General features: G+C 64.9%; 17 protein-coding genes. 16 read left to right on the top strand and 1 reads right to left on the bottom strand.

All coding sequences use genetic code 11. The features are described 5' to 3' along the window. Positions 1-221 precede the first annotated feature (221 nt). From FXB40_RS20915 to FXB40_RS20965, 10 genes are all read left to right on the top strand, one after another. Complete coding sequence (locus FXB40_RS20915; RefSeq protein ID WP_246207779.1) at positions 222-1,487, top strand: sensor histidine kinase; 1,266 nt, start codon at positions 222-224, stop codon at positions 1,485-1,487. A gap of 39 nt (positions 1,488-1,526) precedes the next feature. Then, positions 1,527-2,189 carry an HAD family hydrolase gene (locus FXB40_RS20920; protein ID WP_148774063.1) on the top strand — a complete coding sequence of 221 codons (663 nt, stop codon included), beginning with the start codon at positions 1,527-1,529 and terminating at the stop codon, positions 2,187-2,189. Positions 2,190-2,195: 6 nt separating this feature from the next. Then, on the top strand, positions 2,196-3,146 hold the full coding sequence (locus FXB40_RS20925) for a sugar-binding transcriptional regulator (RefSeq protein ID WP_148774064.1): 951 nt from the start codon (positions 2,196-2,198) through the stop codon (positions 3,144-3,146). Positions 3,147-3,535: 389 nt separating this feature from the next. Continuing rightward, positions 3,536-4,789, top strand: a complete 1,254-nt coding sequence (locus FXB40_RS20935; RefSeq protein WP_246207781.1) for an ABC transporter substrate-binding protein — start codon at positions 3,536-3,538, stop codon at positions 4,787-4,789. Between the two features lie 88 nt (positions 4,790-4,877). After that, positions 4,878-5,750: a carbohydrate ABC transporter permease gene (locus FXB40_RS20940; protein WP_187437021.1), complete on the top strand. Its 873-nt coding sequence runs from the start codon at positions 4,878-4,880 to the stop codon at positions 5,748-5,750. A 4-nt stretch (positions 5,751-5,754) separates the two neighbouring features. Continuing rightward, a complete protein-coding gene (locus tag FXB40_RS20945) occupies positions 5,755-6,585 on the top strand; it encodes a carbohydrate ABC transporter permease (RefSeq protein WP_148774067.1) in 831 nt (276 codons plus the stop codon). Positions 6,586-6,600: 15 nt separating this feature from the next. Then, complete coding sequence (locus FXB40_RS20950; protein WP_148774068.1) at positions 6,601-7,608, top strand: ABC transporter ATP-binding protein; 1,008 nt, start codon at positions 6,601-6,603, stop codon at positions 7,606-7,608. A gap of 20 nt (positions 7,609-7,628) precedes the next feature. Beyond that, positions 7,629-8,402 carry an SDR family NAD(P)-dependent oxidoreductase gene (locus tag FXB40_RS20955; RefSeq protein WP_148774069.1) on the top strand — a complete coding sequence of 258 codons (774 nt, stop codon included), beginning with the start codon at positions 7,629-7,631 and terminating at the stop codon, positions 8,400-8,402. Positions 8,403-8,440: 38 nt separating this feature from the next. Beyond that, on the top strand, positions 8,441-10,087 hold the full coding sequence (locus FXB40_RS20960) for an FGGY-family carbohydrate kinase (protein WP_148774070.1): 1,647 nt from the start codon (positions 8,441-8,443) through the stop codon (positions 10,085-10,087). Between the two features lie 5 nt (positions 10,088-10,092). Next, positions 10,093-11,028, top strand: coding sequence for a carbohydrate kinase family protein (locus tag FXB40_RS20965; RefSeq protein WP_148774071.1), 936 nt, complete (start codon positions 10,093-10,095; stop codon positions 11,026-11,028). 6 nt (positions 11,029-11,034) lie between these two features. On the opposite strand, the gene FXB40_RS20970 is transcribed toward FXB40_RS20965, so the two are convergent. Next, on the bottom strand, positions 11,035-11,922 hold the full coding sequence (locus FXB40_RS20970) for a LysR family transcriptional regulator (RefSeq protein ID WP_148774083.1): 888 nt from the start codon (positions 11,920-11,922) through the stop codon (positions 11,035-11,037). 123 nt (positions 11,923-12,045) lie between these two features. On the opposite strand from FXB40_RS20970, the gene FXB40_RS20975 reads away from it, so the two are divergent. The 6 genes from FXB40_RS20975 (at position 12,046) to FXB40_RS21000 (ending at position 18,963) form a co-directional block, all read left to right on the top strand. Then, a complete protein-coding gene (locus FXB40_RS20975) occupies positions 12,046-13,467 on the top strand; it encodes an amidase (protein ID WP_187437022.1) in 1,422 nt (473 codons plus the stop codon). Positions 13,468-13,553: 86 nt separating this feature from the next. Next, positions 13,554-14,504, top strand: coding sequence for an ABC transporter permease (locus FXB40_RS20980; RefSeq protein ID WP_148774072.1), 951 nt, complete (start codon positions 13,554-13,556; stop codon positions 14,502-14,504). Next, positions 14,501-15,394 carry an ABC transporter permease gene (locus FXB40_RS20985; RefSeq protein WP_148774073.1) on the top strand — a complete coding sequence of 298 codons (894 nt, stop codon included), beginning with the start codon at positions 14,501-14,503 and terminating at the stop codon, positions 15,392-15,394. The genes FXB40_RS20980 and FXB40_RS20985 overlap by 4 nt, the downstream gene beginning before the upstream one ends. A gap of 2 nt (positions 15,395-15,396) precedes the next feature. After that, positions 15,397-16,410 carry an ABC transporter ATP-binding protein gene (locus tag FXB40_RS20990; RefSeq protein WP_187437023.1) on the top strand — a complete coding sequence of 338 codons (1,014 nt, stop codon included), beginning with the start codon at positions 15,397-15,399 and terminating at the stop codon, positions 16,408-16,410. Next, positions 16,407-17,411 carry an ABC transporter ATP-binding protein gene (locus tag FXB40_RS20995; protein WP_148774075.1) on the top strand — a complete coding sequence of 335 codons (1,005 nt, stop codon included), beginning with the start codon at positions 16,407-16,409 and terminating at the stop codon, positions 17,409-17,411. Before FXB40_RS20990 ends, FXB40_RS20995 begins: the two co-directional genes overlap by 4 nt. A gap of 58 nt (positions 17,412-17,469) precedes the next feature. Then, complete coding sequence (locus tag FXB40_RS21000) at positions 17,470-18,963, top strand: ABC transporter substrate-binding protein (RefSeq protein WP_148774076.1); 1,494 nt, start codon at positions 17,470-17,472, stop codon at positions 18,961-18,963. Positions 18,964-19,162: the final 199 nt, after the last annotated feature.

The following is a 19,162-nucleotide window of genomic DNA, read 5'->3' on the forward strand; positions in this document are numbered from 1 at the left end:
CAGTGCCGTAGGGTGGGCAAAGGCGCTCTTGCGCCGTGCCCACCGTCTTTCCGCGATATCGGGCAGAAATGGTGGGCACGCTTCGCTTTGCCCATTCTACCGGCAATCTGCGTCCCGGACATCTCCCGGGCCGAGCCCGCGTGCATCGTTGATTTAGATCAACCGATAGCCAACTCCGTCCTAGTTTCATGCGTCTGACGTAGCGTACACGGGGAACTTGCGTGACGAGTACACCGCTATCGCTGTCGGCGTCGGAGGTGATGCTGGTCTCGACGACGCCCGCGTTGCAACTGATCTACGATACCGCACCGATCGGGCTTGCCTGCCTGTCGCGCGACTGCCGCTATCTCCTGATCAACCAGCGCCTGACCGAGATCTGCGGCATATCGGTTGAAGGCCATCTCGGGCATTCCGTCAGGGACTGTGTGCCTGCTCTGGCCGATTCCGTTGAACAGATCGTGCGGTCGATCGTCAAAACCGGGGAACCCGTCATCGGCATCGAGGTCGCGGGACAGCGCGCGGATCAGGTCGAGGAGCGCTCCTGGGTCACCTATTGGCATCCGCTGCGAACGCAGGGAGGCGAGATCATTGCGGTCAATGTCGCTGCGGAGGAGATCACCGAACGCAAGCGCGCCGAGCGGGAAATCCGCAGCGCCAGGGATGCCGCCGAGACGGCGCTTCGCCATTTGCGCGATATCCAGGCCTCACTGATCGAGGCGGAGAAGCTCGCCGCACTCGGGCGAATGGTCGCCGGCGTTGCTCATGAGATCAACACGCCGCTTGGTAGCAGCCTGACGGTTGCCTCGACACTTCAGCGGAGGGCCGAGTTGTTTGCGGCGGAAGTCGCGCGGGGCGATCTCAAGCGTTCGACCTTGATCAGGTTCCTGAAGCTGGTCAGCGAGGCTTCGGCACAACTGGTCACAAATCTCGACCGAGCGGCCGAGCGTGTTCAATCCTTCAAGCAGGTGGCGGCCGATCAGACCGAGTCCTATCGGCGAAATTTTGACGCGGGCGAACTGACAGGTCAGGTTCTCTCCCAATTCGAGCGGCAATTGCGGCAGCGTGACATCGCGCTCAGCCTCCGCTGCGAGCCGGGTCTTGCGATGGACAGCTACCCCGGGCCATTCGGGCAGGTCCTGACCAATCTCGCCGTCAACGCGATGACACACGCGTTCCCAGGCGACGGACGAGGGACCATTCGAGGGACTATCAATGTCTCGCTCGCCGCGGCCGGCAACGGGCATGTTGCGCTTTCGTTTGCCGACGACGGCTGCGGCATGCCGCCAGATGTGGAGCGGCGGGCCTTTGATCCTTTCTTTACGACGCGCCGCCACGATGGTGCGAGCGGTCTCGGTCTGCACATCGTTCACAGCATCGTGGTGGATCGATTGGGCGGACAGCTCCAGCTCGAAAGCAAGCCGGGCGCGGGCACGGTCCTTCGGCTTGTTCTGCCCAGGATTGCCCCGGATCGACGCGGCGAGGCCTGAGCTATTGCTCATCAATTGGGTATATGATCGAATGGCCGGATGGACCGGAGCCGGCCAAAACCCGATCTCGTCATCTTCGATTGCGACGGCGTGCTCGTCGACAGCGAACTGTTGAGCTGCCGCTGCCTGTCCGAGGTTCTGGCGGAGTGCGGCCTTCAGCTGACTGTGGAGCAGGCGCTTGAACTCTTCCTCGGGCGTAGCACCAAGGCGATCGAGCAGCACTATCGCGATCTCGGGCAGACCCTGCCTGACGACTTCTTTCCGCACCTGAAGGCGCGCGTGCTCGAGACCTTTGCGGGGGCGCTCCAGCCGATCCCCGGCGTCGGCGCGGTGCTGTCCGAATTGGAGACGCCGCGCTGTGTGGCATCGTCGAGCGACCTCGACCGCGTCTCGTTGTCGCTTGATGTCACCGGCCTCGCGCCGCATTTCGGCGACCGGCTCTACACCGCGCAGATGGTCAGGCACGGCAAGCCGGCGCCGGATCTCTTTCTTCACGCTGCCGGGAAAATGCAGGCCAGCCCTTCGCGCACGCTGGTGATTGAGGACAGTGTTAGCGGCGTGCAGGCTGCCAAGGCGGCCGGCATGATGGTCTGGGGATTTGTCGGCGGGGCCCATTATCGCAACCGCGACGGCCGCGCTATATTGTCCGCCGCCGGGGCCGATCGGGTCTTCGCGCGCATGAGCGAATTCTGGGAGGCGTGAGGCCGCATGGCCGTCGAGAACGAAAAATCCAGGCTCGACGACGCCGCGCGTGCCGGCTGGCTCTATTTCATTGCCGGCCACACCCAGGACGAGATCGCAAAGATGCTCCAGGTGTCGCGCGCCTCGGCGCAGCGGCTGGTGTCGTTGTGCCTCGCCGAGCGGCTGATCACGTTCCGGCTCGAACATCCGATCGCGGCCTGCATGGAATTGGCCGCGCAACTGAAGCAGCGGTTTGACCTCAGCCATTGCGAGGTGGTGCCAGCCGATCCTGCGGCGCCGCAGGCCACCGCCGGCATTGCCGAGCGCTGCGCCAATCTGCTGGACGCGACGTTGCGTTCGGAGACGCCTGTCATCGTCGCGCTCGGCACGGGGCGGGCGGTGCGCGCGGCGGTCGAGCGCGTCACGCCGATCGACCGGCCCAACCACCAGATCGTCTCGCTGGTCGGCAACATCTCCGCCGACGGTTCGGCGAGCTTCTACGACACCGTCGGCCGGCTCGCTGACCGCACCGGCGCGCGGCATTACCCGATGCCGCTGCCGTTCCTGATGTCGTCGGAGGACGAGCGCAACAAGATGGTCCGCATCGAGCCGATCGCGAAGGTCAAGGCGGTCGCCGCCAAGGCGGATCTGCGCCTCGTTGGCATCGGCCAGATGGACCAGAAGGCCCAGGTCCATGTCGATGGCTTCGTCACGCGTGACGAATTGTTCGAGATGATGCGGCAGGGCGCGATCGGCGAGATCACCGGCTGGGCCTATGATTCCAAGGGCCGCCTGCTCAAGGCCGGCACCAACAAGCGCCTCACCAGCATTCCGCCGGAGGTCCCGGCCAAGACCACGACCATCGGCGCCGCGGTCGGTGCGGCCAAGGTGCCGGCGATCGCGGCGGCGCTGAACGGGGGTCTGATCAACGGCCTGATCACGGACGAGGCTACCGCGAGAGCGATCCTGGAGCGGTAAGGCGTTCGCTACAGCGGCGCCGGAAGTGCGCTCCCTCTCCCGCTTGCGGGAGAGGGTTGGGAGAGGTGTCTCCGCAGTGGGACCTCCCGAGAGGCGAAAGCCCTCACCCGTATCGCATCTGCGATGCGATACGACCTCTCCCGCAAGCGGGAGAGGTGGAGCAAGCCGCGAGCGCTCAACCTGAACGACTCCCACCCACCCATCCATCCCGCACCGCAGCACTCATAAGTTGCGGGAACGGCTGCGCGCCTGCTTGACAAGCGTCGCACCTCGTCCGAACATACGCCCAACGCGTGGGCATATGCTCAAAAGCGCGGGCTAGGGAGGTCACCGTGAAACATGTCTTGGGCGCCGTCTGCGGCGCGTCCGTACTGCTTGCCGTCCCCGCGATGGCCGAAACGACCCTGACGATCGCCACCGTCAACAATGGCGACATGATCCGCATGCAGGGCCTGACCAGCGAATTCACCAAGGCGAACCCCGACATTTCGGTGAAATGGGTGACGCTCGAGGAAAACGTGCTGCGCCAGCGCGTCACCACCGATATCGCCACCAAAGGCGGCCAGTTCGACGTGCTGACCATCGGCACCTACGAGGTGCCGATCTGGGCCAAGAAGGGTTGGCTGGTGCCGCTCGCCAATCTCGGCGCCGATTACGACATCGCCGACCTCCTGCCGAAGATCAAGGATGCGGTCTCCGTTGACGGCAAGCTCTACGCCGCGCCGTTCTACGGCGAGAGCTCGATGATCATGTACCGGACCGATTTGTTCGAGAAGGCCGGCCTGAAGATGCCGGAGAAGCCGACCTGGGAGTTCGTGATCGATGCTGCCAAGAAGCTGACCGACAAGAACGGCGGCGTCTACGGCATCTGCCTGCGCGGCAAGGCCGGCTGGGGCGAGAACATGGCGTTCCTCTCGGCGATGGCCAATTCCTATGGCGCACGCTGGTTCGATGAGAAGTGGGAGCCGCAGTTCAACACGCCGGAATGGAAGACGACGCTCACGACCTACGTCAATTTGATGAAGGACGCCGGCCCTCCCGGCGCGAGCTCGAACGGCTTCAATGAAAATCTGGCGCTGTTCAACGCCGGCAAGTGCGGCATGTGGATCGATGCGACGGTGGCGGCGTCCTTCGTCACCAACCCGAGTCAGTCCACGGTTGCCGACAGGGTCGGCTTCGCGCTCGCACCCAACACCGGGCTCGGCAAGAACGCCAACTGGCTGTGGGCCTGGAGCCTCGCGATCCCCGCCGGCTCGAAGAAGACTGAAGCCGCCGAGAAGTTCATCGCCTGGGCGACGAACAAGGACTACACCAAGCTCGTGGCCTCGAAGGAGGGCTGGGCCAACGTGCCGCCGGGTACACGCACCTCGCTCTACACGAATCCTGACTACCTGAAGGCAGCGCCCTTCGCCAAGATGACGCTGGCCTCGATCGACGCGGCTGACCCGAACAAGCCGACCGTGAAGCCCGTGCCTTACGTCGGCGTGCAATATGCCGCGATCCCTGAATTCCAGGGCATCGGTACGCAGGTCGGTCAGCAATTCTCCGCGGCACTTGCCGGATCGATGACGGTCGATGCGGCGCTCACCGCCGCGCAAACGGCGACCGAACGCGAGATGAAGCGCGCCGGTTACATCAAGTAGACCCGAGCTCTCCCTGAGCTCAAACTTGCGGCCATCCTCCAACCCCGGATGGATGGCCGCCTTCTTCCTCCGAGCGGAGACGCCAAAGATGGCAACCCGGCAAACGCAACTCCTTGCGCGGTCGCTCCTGGCCCCGGCCGTCGGGCTGCTCTTCATCTGGATGATCGTCCCGCTGGCGCTGACGCTCTATTTCTCGACGCTGCATTACAGTCTGCTCGATCCCGGCTCGGAATCGTTCGTCGGGCTGGAAAACTTTCGCTACTTCCTCACCGATCCCGCCTTCCTCGCCTCGCTCCAGAACACCCTGGTGCTGGTCGGCTCAGTGCTGGCGCTGACCATCCTGCTCGGCATTCCCCTGGCGCTGCTGATGGATCAGCCGGTGATCGGTCGCAATATCGTGCGGCTGATGGTGATCGCGCCGTTCTTCGTGATGCCGACGGTGAGCGCGCTGGTCTGGAAGAATTTGCTGATGCACCCGGTGTCCGGCCTGTTCGCGTGGCTCGCAAAACTGGTCGGGCTGACGCCGATCGACTGGTTTACGGACGCGCCGTTGTTCGCTGTGATCCTGATCGTCGCCTGGCAATGGCTGCCGTTCGCGACGCTGATCTTGCTCACCGCGCTGCAATCGCTCGACGAGGAGCAGAAGGAGGCGGCCGAGATGGATGGCGCCACCGCCGTCTCGACCTTCATCTACATCACGCTGCCGCATCTGGCGCGCCCGATCACGGTGGTGATCCTGATCGAGACCATTTTCCTGCTGACCGTGTTCGCCGAAATCTTCGTCACCACCGGTGGCGGGCCGGGCCTGCAAACCACCAACATCGCCTTCCTGATCTATTCGCAGGCACTGATCCAGTTCGACGTCGGCAGCGCCTCGGCGGGCGGCCTCGTGGCTGTGGTCATCGCCAATGTCGTCGCCTTCTTCCTCGTCCGCATCGTCGGCCGTAACCTGGAAGCCTAAAATCATGGCGCGCAAGTCAACGACGCAGCGGGTGGTGGTCTCGACGATCGGGGCGTGGTTCTTCGGCTTCCTGATCTTCTTCCCGATCCTGTGGATGGTGCTGGCGAGCTTCAAGACCGAGCTTGAGGCCTTCGCCATTCCGCCGTCCTTCCTGTTCTTCCACTGGACCACGGAAAACTATGCGACGGTGCAGGAGCGCAGCGACTATCTGCTCCATGCCATGAACTCGATCATCATCGCCGGCGGCTCGACGCTGATTGCGCTCTTGATTGCCATTCCTGCGGCCTGGTCGATGGCGTTCTCGCCGACCAAGCGCACCAAGGACATCCTGCTCTGGATGCTCTCGACCAAGATGATGCCGCCGGTCGGCGTGCTGGTGCCGATCTACCTGATCTACAAGAGTTTTGGTTTGCTCGATTCCCGCATTGGCCTCGTCTTCATTCTCTGCCTCGGCAATCTGCCGATCGTGATCTGGATGCTGTTCACCTATTTCAAGGAAATCCCGCGCGACATCCTCGAAGCCGCGCGCATGGACGGCGCCACGATCGGCCGCGAGCTCGTCTATGTGCTGACGCCGATGGCGATCCCGGGGTTGGCGTCGACCATGCTGCTCAATCTGATCCTCGCCTGGAACGAGGCGTTCTGGACGCTCAATCTGTCGACCTCGAATGCCGCGCCGCTCACGGTGTTCATCGCGTCCTATTCCAGTCCGGAAGGACTGTTCTGGGCCAAGCTGTCGGCGGCTTCCACGCTGGCGATCGCGCCCATCATCATCCTCGGTTGGTTCAGCCAGAAGCAGCTCGTGCGCGGGCTCACCTTCGGCGCGGTAAAGTAAAGGGGCTGCCGGATCATGGGTCAGATTACGCTTCAGGACGTGCAGAAATCCTTCGGCCCCGTGCACATCATCAAGGGCGCCGATCTCGAGATCGCGGACGGCTCATTCGTGGTGTTCGTGGGACCGTCCGGCTGCGGCAAGACCACGCTGCTGCGGCTGATCGCCGGGCTCGAGGACGTCAGCGGCGGCAAGATTTTGATCGACGGCAAGAACGTCGTCGATACGCCCCCCGCGAAGCGTGGGCTCTCGATGGTGTTCCAGTCCTACGCGCTCTATCCGCATATGAGCGTGCGCGGCAATATCGGTTTCGGCCTGAAGATGGCGGGCCTCTCCAAAGACGAAACCAACCGCAAGGTGGAGGCCGCCGCCGCGACGCTCAACCTCACGCCCTATCTTGACCGCAAGCCTCGCGAACTCTCCGGCGGTCAGCGTCAGCGCGTCGCGATCGGCCGTGCCATCGTCCGCGAGCCCAAGGCGTTCCTGTTCGACGAGCCGCTGTCCAACCTCGACGCGGCCTTGCGCGTGCAGATGCGCATCGAGGTGACGCGGCTGCAGAAGCAGCTTGGCACCACCGCGGTCTACGTCACCCATGACCAGGTCGAGGCCATGACCATGGCCGACAAGATCGTCGTGCTCAACGGCGGCAAGATCGAGCAATACGGCTCGCCGCTGGAGCTTTATGAGCGCCCCGCCAATCTCTTCGTCGCCGGCTTCATCGGCTCGCCCAAGATGAATCTCGTGACCGGCGAGCCCGCCAAGCAGCAAGGCGCGACCACCATCGGCGTACGGCCGGAGCATCTGAAGATCGAGCGCGATGGCGGCGGCGGCTGGCAGGGAACGATCGCGGTCGCCGAACATCTCGGCAGCGACACCTTTCTTTATGTCGATGCCGGGCCACTTGGCATGCTGACGGCGCGCTACATCGGTGAATTGAGCCTGCATGCCGGCGATCATGTGTCGCTGGCACCGGACCCCGCGCGCATTCACCGCTTCGACGCAAGCGGCAACGCGCTTCGGAACTAACAAGAAACGGAAAGTCGACCATGTACCTGGAAAAATTCAAGCTGAGCGGCAAGACCGCGTTCATCACCGGCGGCGGGCAGGGCATCGGGCTTGCCTGCGCGGAGGCGCTGGCAGAGGCCGGTGCCAAGGTCATCATCGGTGACCGCGACAGCAAGGTCGCCAGCGACGCCACGGCCAGCCTGAAGGCAAAGGGTTTTGACATCGAGACCGCGATCATGGACGTCACGGACACCAAGCGCGTGGCGGAGGTCGCCAATGATCTCGTTGCCCGTCACGGCAAGGTCGACATCCTCGTCAACAATGCCGGCATTGCCCGCAGCGAAACGCCGGCCGAGACCGTCACCGACGAGCACTGGCTCAACGTCATTGACGTCAATCTCAACGGCACCTTCTGGTGCTGCCGCGAGTTCGGCAAGCACATGCTCAAGGCCAAGAGCGGCGCCATCGTCAACGTCGGCTCGATGTCCGGCTTCATCGTCAACAAGCCGCAGGAACAGTGCTTCTACAACGCCTCCAAGGCCGGCGTGCACCATCTGACCAAGTCGCTGGCCGCCGAATGGGGCGCGCGCGGTATCCGCGTCAACGCTGTGGCCCCAACCTATATCGACACGCCGCTCAACGCCTTCGTGAAAAGCACCCCGAGAATGTATGACGCCTGGATCGGGGGAACCCCGATGGGGCGGATGGGGCAGGTCGAGGAGATCGCCTCGGTCGTCCTGTTCCTGGCCTCCGAGGCCGCGAGCCTGATGACCGGCAGCATCGTGCTGGTGGATGGCGGCTACACTTGCTGGTAGGCTTGCGTCAAAACTGACGAGAGCTTCCAGGAGCGACAATGCCGCGAGCGTATATCGGCGTCGACGTGGGGACCACGAGCACGCGGGCAGGAGTGTTTGACGAGGCGGGCACGTTGCTGGCGACCGCCAAGCATCCGATTCGGATCTGGCACGAGGCCGGCGACATCGTCGAGCAATCGTCGTCCGACATCTGGGATGCCTGTGTCAGATCGGTGCGGGCCGCGATGGCGGAGGCTGCCATTGCGCCCGACAGCGTCGGTGGCATCGGTTTCGACGCGACCTGCTCGCTGGTGGTGCTCGATCCCAGGGGCGAGCCGGTCACGGTCAGCTCTTCGGGCGACAAGCAACGCAACGTCATCGTCTGGATGGACCACCGCGCTATCGCCGAGGCGCGGCTGATCAACGAGACCGAAGACGCGGTGCTCCGCTATGTCGGCGGCTCGATCTCGCCCGAGATGGAGATGCCGAAGCTGCTGTGGCTGAAGCGGCACATGCGCGCGAGTTTTGACGCCGCCGGTCATTTCTTCGATCTGGCAGATTACCTGACCTGGCGCGCGACCAGCTCGTTGCAACGCTCGACCTGCACCGTCACCTGCAAGTGGAGCTATCTCGCCCATGACGGCGGCGGCTGGAGCGGGCAATTCTTCAAGCGCATCGGCTTGTCGGACTTCGTTACTGAAAAATACGCCCGCATCGGCACCGAGATCGTCGCGCCCGGCACTCGCCTAGGCTCGGGCCTGACCCGCGCTGCTGCGACCGATCTCGGGTTGTCACCGGGCACGCCGGTCGGCGCCTCCTTGATCGACGCCCATGCCGGCGGCATCGGCGCTATCGGTGGCCGCGACGGCGCGGGCGGCGCGACCGATGTCAGCGATCGCCTGGCCTACATCATGGGAACGTCCGCCTGCATCATGGCGACGACGAAGGAGCCGTGCTTCGTACCGGGCGTCTGGGGTCCCTATTACTCCGGCATGGTGCCGGACTTCTGGCTCAACGAGGGTGGGCAGTCGGCCGCAGGGGCTGCGATCGACCATCTCCTCAAGTCGCATCCGGGACACGCCGAGGCGAGCGCGGCAGCGCACGGCGAGGGCGTCGACCTGATCGAGTTCCTCGAGCGCCGCATCATCGCGCGCGCGGGCGATGCCAGCCGCGCCGCGCTGCTCGCTCGTGACGTTCATGTGCTTCCTGAGTTCATCGGCAACCGTTCGCCTTACGCCGACCCCGACACGCGCGCGGTGATCGCAGGCCTCGATCTCGACACCGATGTCAGCTCGATGGAGCGGCTGTTCATCGCCGGCCTGTGCGGGCTGGCCTACGGGCTCGCCGAGGTGATCGAGGCCTTTGCTGCGCATGGCGTGCACGCTGGCATCATGATCATGGGCGGCGGTGCCAGCCGCAGTCCGTTGGTGCGCCAGATCATGGCCGATACGACCGGTCTCACCGTCGCGCTGCCGCAGACCAAGGAGCCCGTGCTGCTAGGTGCAGCGATGCTGGGTGCGGTTGCCGGTGGGGCCTATGCCTCGATCGGCGAGACCATGGCAAAAATGTCGGCGCTCGGACGCAAGAGCGAGCCGACGGCGCCCGACATGGCCGCGTTTCACATCCGTAAGCGGGATGTGTATAAGCTGCTCCGCGAAGTCGATCGCGGCAGCCGAGCCGCAATGCACGACCTCGCCAAAGGTTGAAAGAGATGCTGATTTCCTGCGGCGATGCGCTGATCGATTTCGTGCCGACCAAAAACGCCGATGGCCGCGAAGCGGCGATGCCGGCGGTCGGCGGCTCCTGTCTCAACGTCGCGATCGGCATCGCGCGGCTCGGCGCGCCGACCGGTTTTGTCGGCGGCATCTCGACTGATCTGTTCGGACGCATGATCGCGGATCACGCCGCGGCGTCGAACGTCGAGCTTGGTCTCGCCACCCGCAGCGATCACCAGACCACGCTTGCCTTCGTCCGCATCGTCGCTGGCGAGTCGCATTACGCTTTCTACGACGCCGAGACCGCGACGCGGAATTGGATTTTTCGGCGCGGCACCATCCCGTTCGATACAGTCGAGGCCGTCCATGTCGGCTCGACCACGCTGGTCAACGACCAGGGCGCCGCCGAGACCAAGGCCCTGATCGCAGATGTGCGGGCCTCATCGACGATCTCCTTCGATCCGAACTGCCGGCCCAATCTGGTCAAGGACAAGCCGGCCTATCTTGCGCGCATGATCGAGTTCGCCGCGAGCGCCGATCTCGTCAAGATGTCGGACGTCGACTTCGCCTATCTCTTTGGTGAGGAGCCCTATCCGGAACGCGCGAGTGCGCTGCTGGGGCAGGGCACAAGTCTCGTCGTCATCACCCGCGGCAACAATGGCGCCATCGCCTGGCATGCGAAGGCAGGGCAGATCGAGGTCGAGGCGCCGAAGGTCGAGGTCGCCGACACCATCGGCGCCGGCGACAGCTTTCAGGCCGCGTTGCTGTTCGCCCTGCACAAGCAGGGGCGCCTCGCCCGGCAACAATTGAAGGACATCGGCGCAGACGAGCTCCGCCGCGCGCTGTCCTTTGCCGCCAACTGCGCCGGCCTGACCTGCACCCGCCCAGGTGCCGATCCGCCCTGGAGCCACGAGATCAGCTGGAGCTGGTAGGCCGCATCACAGCCGCGCGACGACCTTCTCGGCGCACTTCAGAAATTTGGGGATCAGCGGGCTCTGCGAATCCCGCCGCCAGCACACGGCGATGTCGATGGAATCGGCAGCGTCCAACAGCGGCCGGAACACGATGCCGCGCGGCGCGCCGAGCTTGGCGCAGGCAGGCAGGATTGCCAAACCTTCGCCGGCGAGAACCAGGCTCATCGCCGAATGCACCGTCTCCACCCGGCTCGCGATCGGCATTACGATCTGGTGCCGCCGCAGCAGGGCTGCGACCGCGGAAGAGGCGGGATCCCGCTCCGGCGGCGGCAGCGCGACCAGCGGACGGCCCTGCAGCCGCGCCATTGGCACGGCGCCGAGACGCGCGAGCGGCGAGCGGTTCGGCATCGCCAGCATGAAGCGTTGCGCGCCGATCCGCGCCACCTGGATTTCTGGATGGTGGATCGCCGGCATGCACAACGCGACCGTGACGCTGCGGTCGAGCAGCCGTGCTTCGCGCGTCGATGCGCTGAGGTCGACGAAATCGAGATCGACGCCGGGAATGGATCGCCGCAGTTCGGGGATCAGCCGCGGCAGCACGGCGTTCGCCAGCACGAACATGTAGCCGACCGAGATCCGCCCGCGACGACCGGCTGCGACCGCACGTGCGGCCTCGATGCCGTCGGCCGCCAGCGCCAGCGCCTCGCCGGCGCGCGCGAGCAGGGCCTGGCCCGCCTCCGTCAGATCCATGCCGCGCGTCCCGCGGTGGAACAGCGGTGCGCCGACCTCGGCCTCGAGCTTGCGGATCTGGACCGAGAGCGGCGGTTGCGCCATCCGCAGCCGCTCGGCAGCCTTGCCGACGCTGCGCGCCTCGGCCACGGCGACAAAATAGCGAAGACGGTGAAGATCCATAGGCATACCGAAATCGTATGGGTTGACCACCAAAATCGTATTGGACGCCGAGTTAACAAAACTGTCATTCTCATTGTCAATGCATTGGGCCAACGGCGGCCCGCTTCGGAGCACGATCTGACGATGAACGGCGATCCCTGTCTGCTGTCCGCAACCGAGTTGCGTCATCTGATTGCGAACAAGCAGATCTCCCCCGTCGAGATTGTCAGCGCCGTGCTCGCGCGCGCCGAGGCGCTCCAGCCTGAATTGAACTGCTTCATCACGCTCTGTGGTGACGAGGCGATGGCAGCGGCACGCGAGGCCGAGCGCAAGGTGATGGCGGGCGAGCCGCTCGGCCTGCTGCATGGGCTTCCCGTCACCGTCAAGGACATCGTCAACACCAAGGGCGTGAAGACGACGTTTGGCGCCGTTCCCTACAAGGACAACGTCCCCACCGAAGATGCGGTCGCGGTCGCAAAGCTGCGCAGCGAGGGCGCGATCCTGATCGGCAAGACCACGACGCCCGAGTTTGGCAGCAAATGCTTGACCGATTCACCATTGTTCGGCCGCACCCGCAACGCCTGGAGCGCGGAGCGTTCGTCCGGCGGCTCCAGCGGCGGCGCGGCCGTGGCGGTGGCGAGCGGCATCGCGCCGCTGGCGATTGCCACCGATGGCGGCGGCTCGACGCGGATTCCCGCCGCCTGCAACGGCGTCGTGGGCCTGAAGCAGAGCAACGGCATGATCGCGCACAGCCAGGCGCTCGATGCGTTCGGCAACCAGACCTATGTCACGCCGACCACGCGCACCGTCGCCGACACTGCCTTGATGATGCAGGCGATGGCCGGCGAGGATGCTTGCGATCCCTGGTCGATCGGTGTGCCCGTGCCCGATTTCATCGGCAGCGCTGCCCCGCGTGGTCATCTGCGCGGGCAGAAAATCCTGTTCTGCGCCTCGCCGCCCGACCGCCCGGTATCGGCGGATGTTGCCACAGCGTTCGAGGCGAGCCTCGACCGGCTCGCGAGTCTGGGCGCCGAGCTCGAAGAGTTCTCCGGCGAGGGTTACGACGTCGAGCCGATCTGGCGCGCCATCAACCACACCGTCTGGCGCTCGCGGTTCTCGAAGCTGGTGGCCGAGCATCGCGATGCCCTCAGCGAAGCCTTCGTCAAGCAGATCGCGCTCGCGACCAATGTGAGCGGCGTTGACTATCAAGAGGCGATGTTCGCGCGCACGGCGTTGTTCCGCCGCGTGCAATCCCTGCTTGCGCGCGGGCATCTGTTGGCGATGCCGACCATCACCCGCACTGCGCTGCCGATCGACCAGGATCTGTTCGGCACCATCGAGATCGACGGTCAACAGTTTGACAGCGTCCGGCCGCACTGGTTCCCCTGGACCATGCCGTTCAATATGACCGGCCACCCCGCGATCAGTCTGCCCTGCGGTTTTGGTCGCGACGGCCTGCCGATCGGGCTCCAGCTCGTCGGCCGCTTCCGGGCCGACGCGGAATTGCTGCGCGTCAGCGCGCTGTTCGAGGCCTCGCACGACCTTCTCGCCCGCCGGCCGGATTGAGGAGTTGACGATGGGCCGCAAAAGGCTTGCGTCCGGCGTCCGGACATGTTGATCGTGCCGCTGATGAGCCCTGAATCCGACCGCGCATGAGCGTATTTGTCCTCCGACGTGTCCTGACATTGCTGGCGACGCTGGTCGGCGCATCCGTGATCATTTTCCTGGTGCTGGACGCGCTGCCGGGCAATGCCGCGCAAATGCTGATGGGCGCCGACGCCTCGGCCGATGCGGTGCGCGCGCTCACGGTCAAGCTCGGGCTCGATCAGCCGCTCGCGGTTCGCTACCTGCAATGGATCAAGGGATTCGTCGTCGGCGACCTCGGCAATTCCTATGTCTACGGCACCCCGGTCGGCAGCCTGATCGCGGAGCGGCTGGTGCTGACCATTCCGCTCGCGATCATGTCGATGCTGATCACGGTGGTGCTGGCGCTCTCGGCCGGCATCTACACCGCCGCCAACCACAACAAGCTCGGCGATGTCGGCGTGATGTCGCTGACCCAGATCGGCATCGCGCTGCCGAACTTCTGGTTTGCCATTCTTCTGGTGCTGCTGTTCGCCGTGCGGCTGCAATGGCTCTCCGCAGGCGGCTTCGCCGGTTGGGAGGATGGCATCTGGCCCGGCGTCAAATCGCTGCTGCTGCCGTCGATCTCGCTTGCGGTGGTGCAGGCCGCGATCCTCGCTCGCGTCACGCGTTCTGCGGTCCTGGAAGTGTTGCGCGAAGACTTCGTCCGCACGGCACGCGCGAAGGGGCTCGGCAAGCGCGAGGTGCTGTGGAGCCACGTGCTGCGCAACGCCATGATTCCCGTGATGACGGTGATGGGCCTGCAATTCGCCAATCTGCTTGCCGGCACCATCGTGATCGAGAACGTGTTCTATCTGCCGGGCCTCGGCCGGCTGATCTTCCAGTCGATTGCCAACCGCGACTTGATCGTGGTGCGCAATTGCGTGATGCTGCTCGCAGCCATGGTCGTCATCGTCAATTTCGTGGTCGATGTGCTCTATGCCTTCATCGATCCCCGCATCAAGGTGCACGACCTGTGAGCGCTCCGCTGACAACTTCGGTTGACGCGCCGATCGTACCGCGTCCTCTGCCGACCAAGACGTTTTGGGGCCGCGCGCTCCGCCATCGCAGTTTCGTGCTGGGCGGCGTGCTCAGCCTGCTGGTGGTCGCCTCGGCCGCGCTCTCGCTGGTGTGGACACCGTGGTCGCCCTACGAGATCGATATCGCCTCGAAACTCCGGCCGCCCTCGGCCGCGCACTGGCTCGGCACCGATTCCTTCGGCCGCGACATCGTCTCGCTGCTGCTTGCCGGAGCCCGCTCCACCATCCTTGTCGGCATCATCGCGGTCAGCATCGGTCTTACCTTCGGCGTCTGCCTCGGCCTGATCGCGTCGGCCAAGCGCGGCTGGACCGAAGAGATCATCATGCGCTTCTCCGATTTCACTTTCGCCTTTCCGGCCGTGCTGTCGGCGATCATGCTCGCCGCGGTCGCGGGGCCGGGCATGCTGACCTCGATCATCGCGATCGGCATTTTTCAGATCCCGACCTTGACCCGGCTGACGCGCGGCTCGGCCAATGCGATCTGGGCGCGCGAATACGTGCTGGCCGCGCGCGCCTCGGGGAAGGGCGCCTTCCGCATCACTATCGAGCACGTGCTGCCGAACATCCTGTCGATCCTGATCGTGCAGGCGACCATCCAGTTCGCGCTCGCCATTCTCGCCGAAGCCGCGCTGTCCTATCTCGGCCTCGGCACGCAGCCGCCGCAGCCGTCCTGGGGCCGCATGCTGAACGATGCGCAGACCATGCTGTTCCAGTCGCCGATGCTCGCTGTCTATCCGGGTGCTGCGATCGCGATCGCGGTGCTCGGCCTCAACCTGCTCGGCGACGGCTTGCGCGATCTGCTCGATCCCAGACTGGCGCGGGAGCGGTGACGATGGCTGATCCCGCAACCATGCCGCTGATCGAAGTCGACAATCTCGGCGTCCGCCTCAACACCAGCCGCGGCCCGGCGCAGGCCGTGCGCGGCGTCAGCTTTGCACTGAAGCGCGGCGAGACGCTCGGGCTCGTCGGCGAATCCGGCTGCGGCAAGTCGGTCACGGCGCTGTCACTGATGGGACTGCTGCCGGACAGCGCGGTCATCACCGGCAGTATCAAGCTGGATGGACGCGAGCTCGCGCGGCTCCCGGATGCGGATTATTGCAGCTTGCGCGGCAACCGCATCAGCATGATCTTCCAGGAACCGATGACGGCGCTCAACCCGATGCACACGGTCGGGCATCAGGTCGCCGAGCCGCTGCGCCGTCACAAGAAATATTCCGCCGCGCATGCGCGGCGCGAGGCGATCGCCTTGCTCGATCGGGTTGGGTTGCCCGATCCCGCAAGGCGCATCGATGCCTATCCGCACCAGTTCTCCGGCGGCCAGCGCCAGCGCGTCACAATTGCGATGGCGCTCGCCTGCGAGCCTGATCTCCTGATCGCGGACGAGCCGACCACCGCGCTCGACGTCACCATCCAGGGCCAGATCCTCGATCTGATCGCCGACCTCGTCGAGGAACGCGGCATGTCGATGATCCTGATCTCGCACGATCTCGGTGTCATCGCCGAGAACGTGCAGCGCATGATGGTGATGTATGGCGGTACCGTCGTCGAGAGCGGGCCAACCGACGAGGTGTTCCGCCGCATGGGCCATCCCTACACGCAGGGCCTGTTCCGCGCGCGCCCGAAACTCGGCGCGCGCAAGGGGACGCGGTTGACGACAATCTCCGGCACGGTGCCGGAGCTCGCCGATCTGCCGGTAGGCTGCGCCTTCGGCGAGCGCTGTCCGCTGGTCGAGGACAAATGCCGCGTAGCGCTGCCGCCGATGGTCGAGGTCGGTCCCGCCCATGTCGTGCGCTGTGTGCGCACCGATGTCTCGATGGCCGCAAATGTCGGGGCGCTGTCCGCATGACCGCAGTACCGCTTCTCGACGTCAAGGATCTCCAGCAGCGCTACACGCTGCGGCGCGAAAGCCTGTTCCGTCCGCCCGGTCAGGTGCGCGCGCTCAACGGCGTCAGCGTGCAGGTCGCCGCCGGCAAGAGCCTCGGCATCGTCGGCGAGTCCGGCTCCGGCAAATCCACTTTTGCGCGCGTCGTGATGGCGCTGGAGCGGCCGACCGCGGGGCAGGTCTCGCTGCTCGGACGCGATCTCAACCGCATCTCTCCGGATGAATTGCGCCGCGCGCGGCGCGATATCCAGATGGTGTTCCAGGATCCCTACGGTTCGCTCGACCCGCGCCAGACCATTGCGCGTATCGTCGCCGAGCCGCTCACCGTGCTGGATGACGCCGACCGCACGACGTTCCGCGCCCGCGTCGCCGCGGTGCTGAAGCAGGTCGGCTTGCGCGAAGCGGACATGGACAAATATCCGCACGAGTTCTCGGGCGGGCAGCGGCAGCGCATTGCGATTGCGCGCGCGCTGATCACGCAACCAAAACTGATCGTCGCGGACGAGCCGGTCTCCGCGCTCGATGTCTCGGTGCAGGCGCAGGTGCTGAACCTGATGCAGGACCTGCAGGAGCAGTTCGGGCTGAGCTACATCCTGATCAGCCACGACCTCGCCGTGGTCGATTATCTCTGCGACGAGGTCGCGGTGATGTATCTCGGCCGGGTCGTCGAGCAGGGGCGGCCGGAGGATCTGTTCGAGCGCTGCGCCCATCCCTATACGCGGGCGCTGCTGGACGCGATACCGCGCGCACGCCCCGGCGGGGGTCGGCGCCGGCGCGGGGCCCAGGCGATCGCCTCGCAATCGGCGGCCGCTGCCGGGTGCCCCTATGTGGCGCGCTGTCTGCTCGCCGACCAGCATTGCCGCGAGGTTCCGCCCTTGCTACGCAGGGTGGGCGAGGGACATCTCGCCGCCTGCCACAAGGCGGAGGCCGTGATGGCATTGCCGCAGGCGGCCGTGGAAGGTTAATGTCGGCTACGGGATTGGCGTAGCCTCAAGACGACAGAAGAAGGCTGGGGAGTCAGGCATGTTGAAGAAGCTAACGATCGTCGCTTTTGCCGCAGCATTGGCCGCGGCGCCGCTGCCGGTGCTGGCGCAGAGCAAGAAGGACAGCGTCGTCATGGGCATGACGCTGGAGCCGCCGGGGCTCGATCCCACCAACGCAGCCGCCGCGGCGATCGCCGAGGTCACGCTCTACAACATCTATGAGACGCTGACCAAGATCAACGAGGACGGCTCGGTCTCCCCGCTGCTCGCCGAGAGCTGGACCGCGTCGCCCGACCTGAAGACCTATACGTTCAAGCTGCGCAAGGGCGTCAAATTCCAGAACGGCGAGGCGTTCGATTCCGCTGCCGTCAAATTCTCGTTCGAGCGCAACGCGGCCGCGAACAGCACCAACAAGGACAAGAGCCTGTTCCAGGCCTTCGAGAAGGTCGACGCGACCGACGCCGACACGATCACGCTCACGCTGAAATATCCGGAGCCGAACCTGCCGTTCCTGCTAGGGCAGGCGAGCGGCTCGATCGTCGAGCCGAAGAGTGCTGCGACCAACGTGACGCAGCCGGTCGGCACCGGGCCGTACCAGCTGGGCGCCTGGGTCAAGGGCTCCTCGCTCGCGCTGAACAAATGGGCCGACTATCGCAACGCCGCCGCGATCAAGCTGTCGAAGGTGACGATCCGCTTCATCGGCGAACCCGCCGCGCAGATTGCGGCTTTGCTGTCCGGTGACGTCGACGCGTTCCCGCGCGTCACCACCCGCGGCGTCGCGCAGTTCAAGAGCGATCCGCGCTTCACCGTGCTGATCGGCGGATCCAAGGCCAAGACCCTCGTCGCCATCAATGAGCGGAAGAAGCCGCTCGATGACGTCCGCGTTCGCCGCGCGATCCTCGCGGCCATCGACCGCAAGGCGATGATCGAGGGCGCGGTCGAAGGTTTCGGTACGCCGATCGGCAGCTTCTACACGCCCGGCTCGCTCGGCTATGTCGACACCACCGGCGTCAATCCCTACGACCCCGAGAAGGCGAAGAAGCTGCTGACTGAAGCCGGCGTCACCACGCCGCTCGAACTCAGCCTGAAGCTGCCGCCGCCACCCTATGCACGACAGGGCGGCGAGATCCTTGCAGCCCAGCTCGCCAAGGTCGGTATCGTCGCCAAGATCGAGAACGTCGAATGGGCACAATGGTTGTCGCAGGTGTTCGCGCCCAACGGTCCGCACAATTTCGATCTCACCATCGTCAGCCATGTCGAGCCGTTCGACCTCGTCAAGATCACCGAGCCGGACTACTACCTCGGCTACAACAACGACGCCTTCAACGCGCTCTACAAGCAGATCGTGTCGACGCCTGACGAGGCCGGCCGCGCAAAACTTCTCGGCGACGCCCAGCGCATGCTGGCAACCGACGCAGTCTCCGGCTACCTGTTCCAGCCGCAATGGCCCACGGTCATCAACAAGAAGCTGAAGGGCGTCTGGAAGGAAGTCCCGCAGTTCGAGAACGATTTCTCGGCCTGGTCCTGGGAATAGACCCGGTCACCCAAGTCAAATCTGACGTTGCAATTTTTGACCTCTCCCCATCGGGAGAGGTCATTTTTTTGGCTGCATCAAAACAGAACCTACAAAACAACCCCATGCACAGTAGCCGGCGTTTGTGATTTCAATGACTTGCGCGACCCGCTCGAGGGCATGCGCAAATCGGCCCTGCCATTTGACCCGTCGAGGCTGG

Source organism: Bradyrhizobium rifense (genome assembly GCF_008123425.1).
Classification (GTDB): Bacteria; Pseudomonadota; Alphaproteobacteria; order Rhizobiales; family Xanthobacteraceae; genus Bradyrhizobium; species Bradyrhizobium rifense.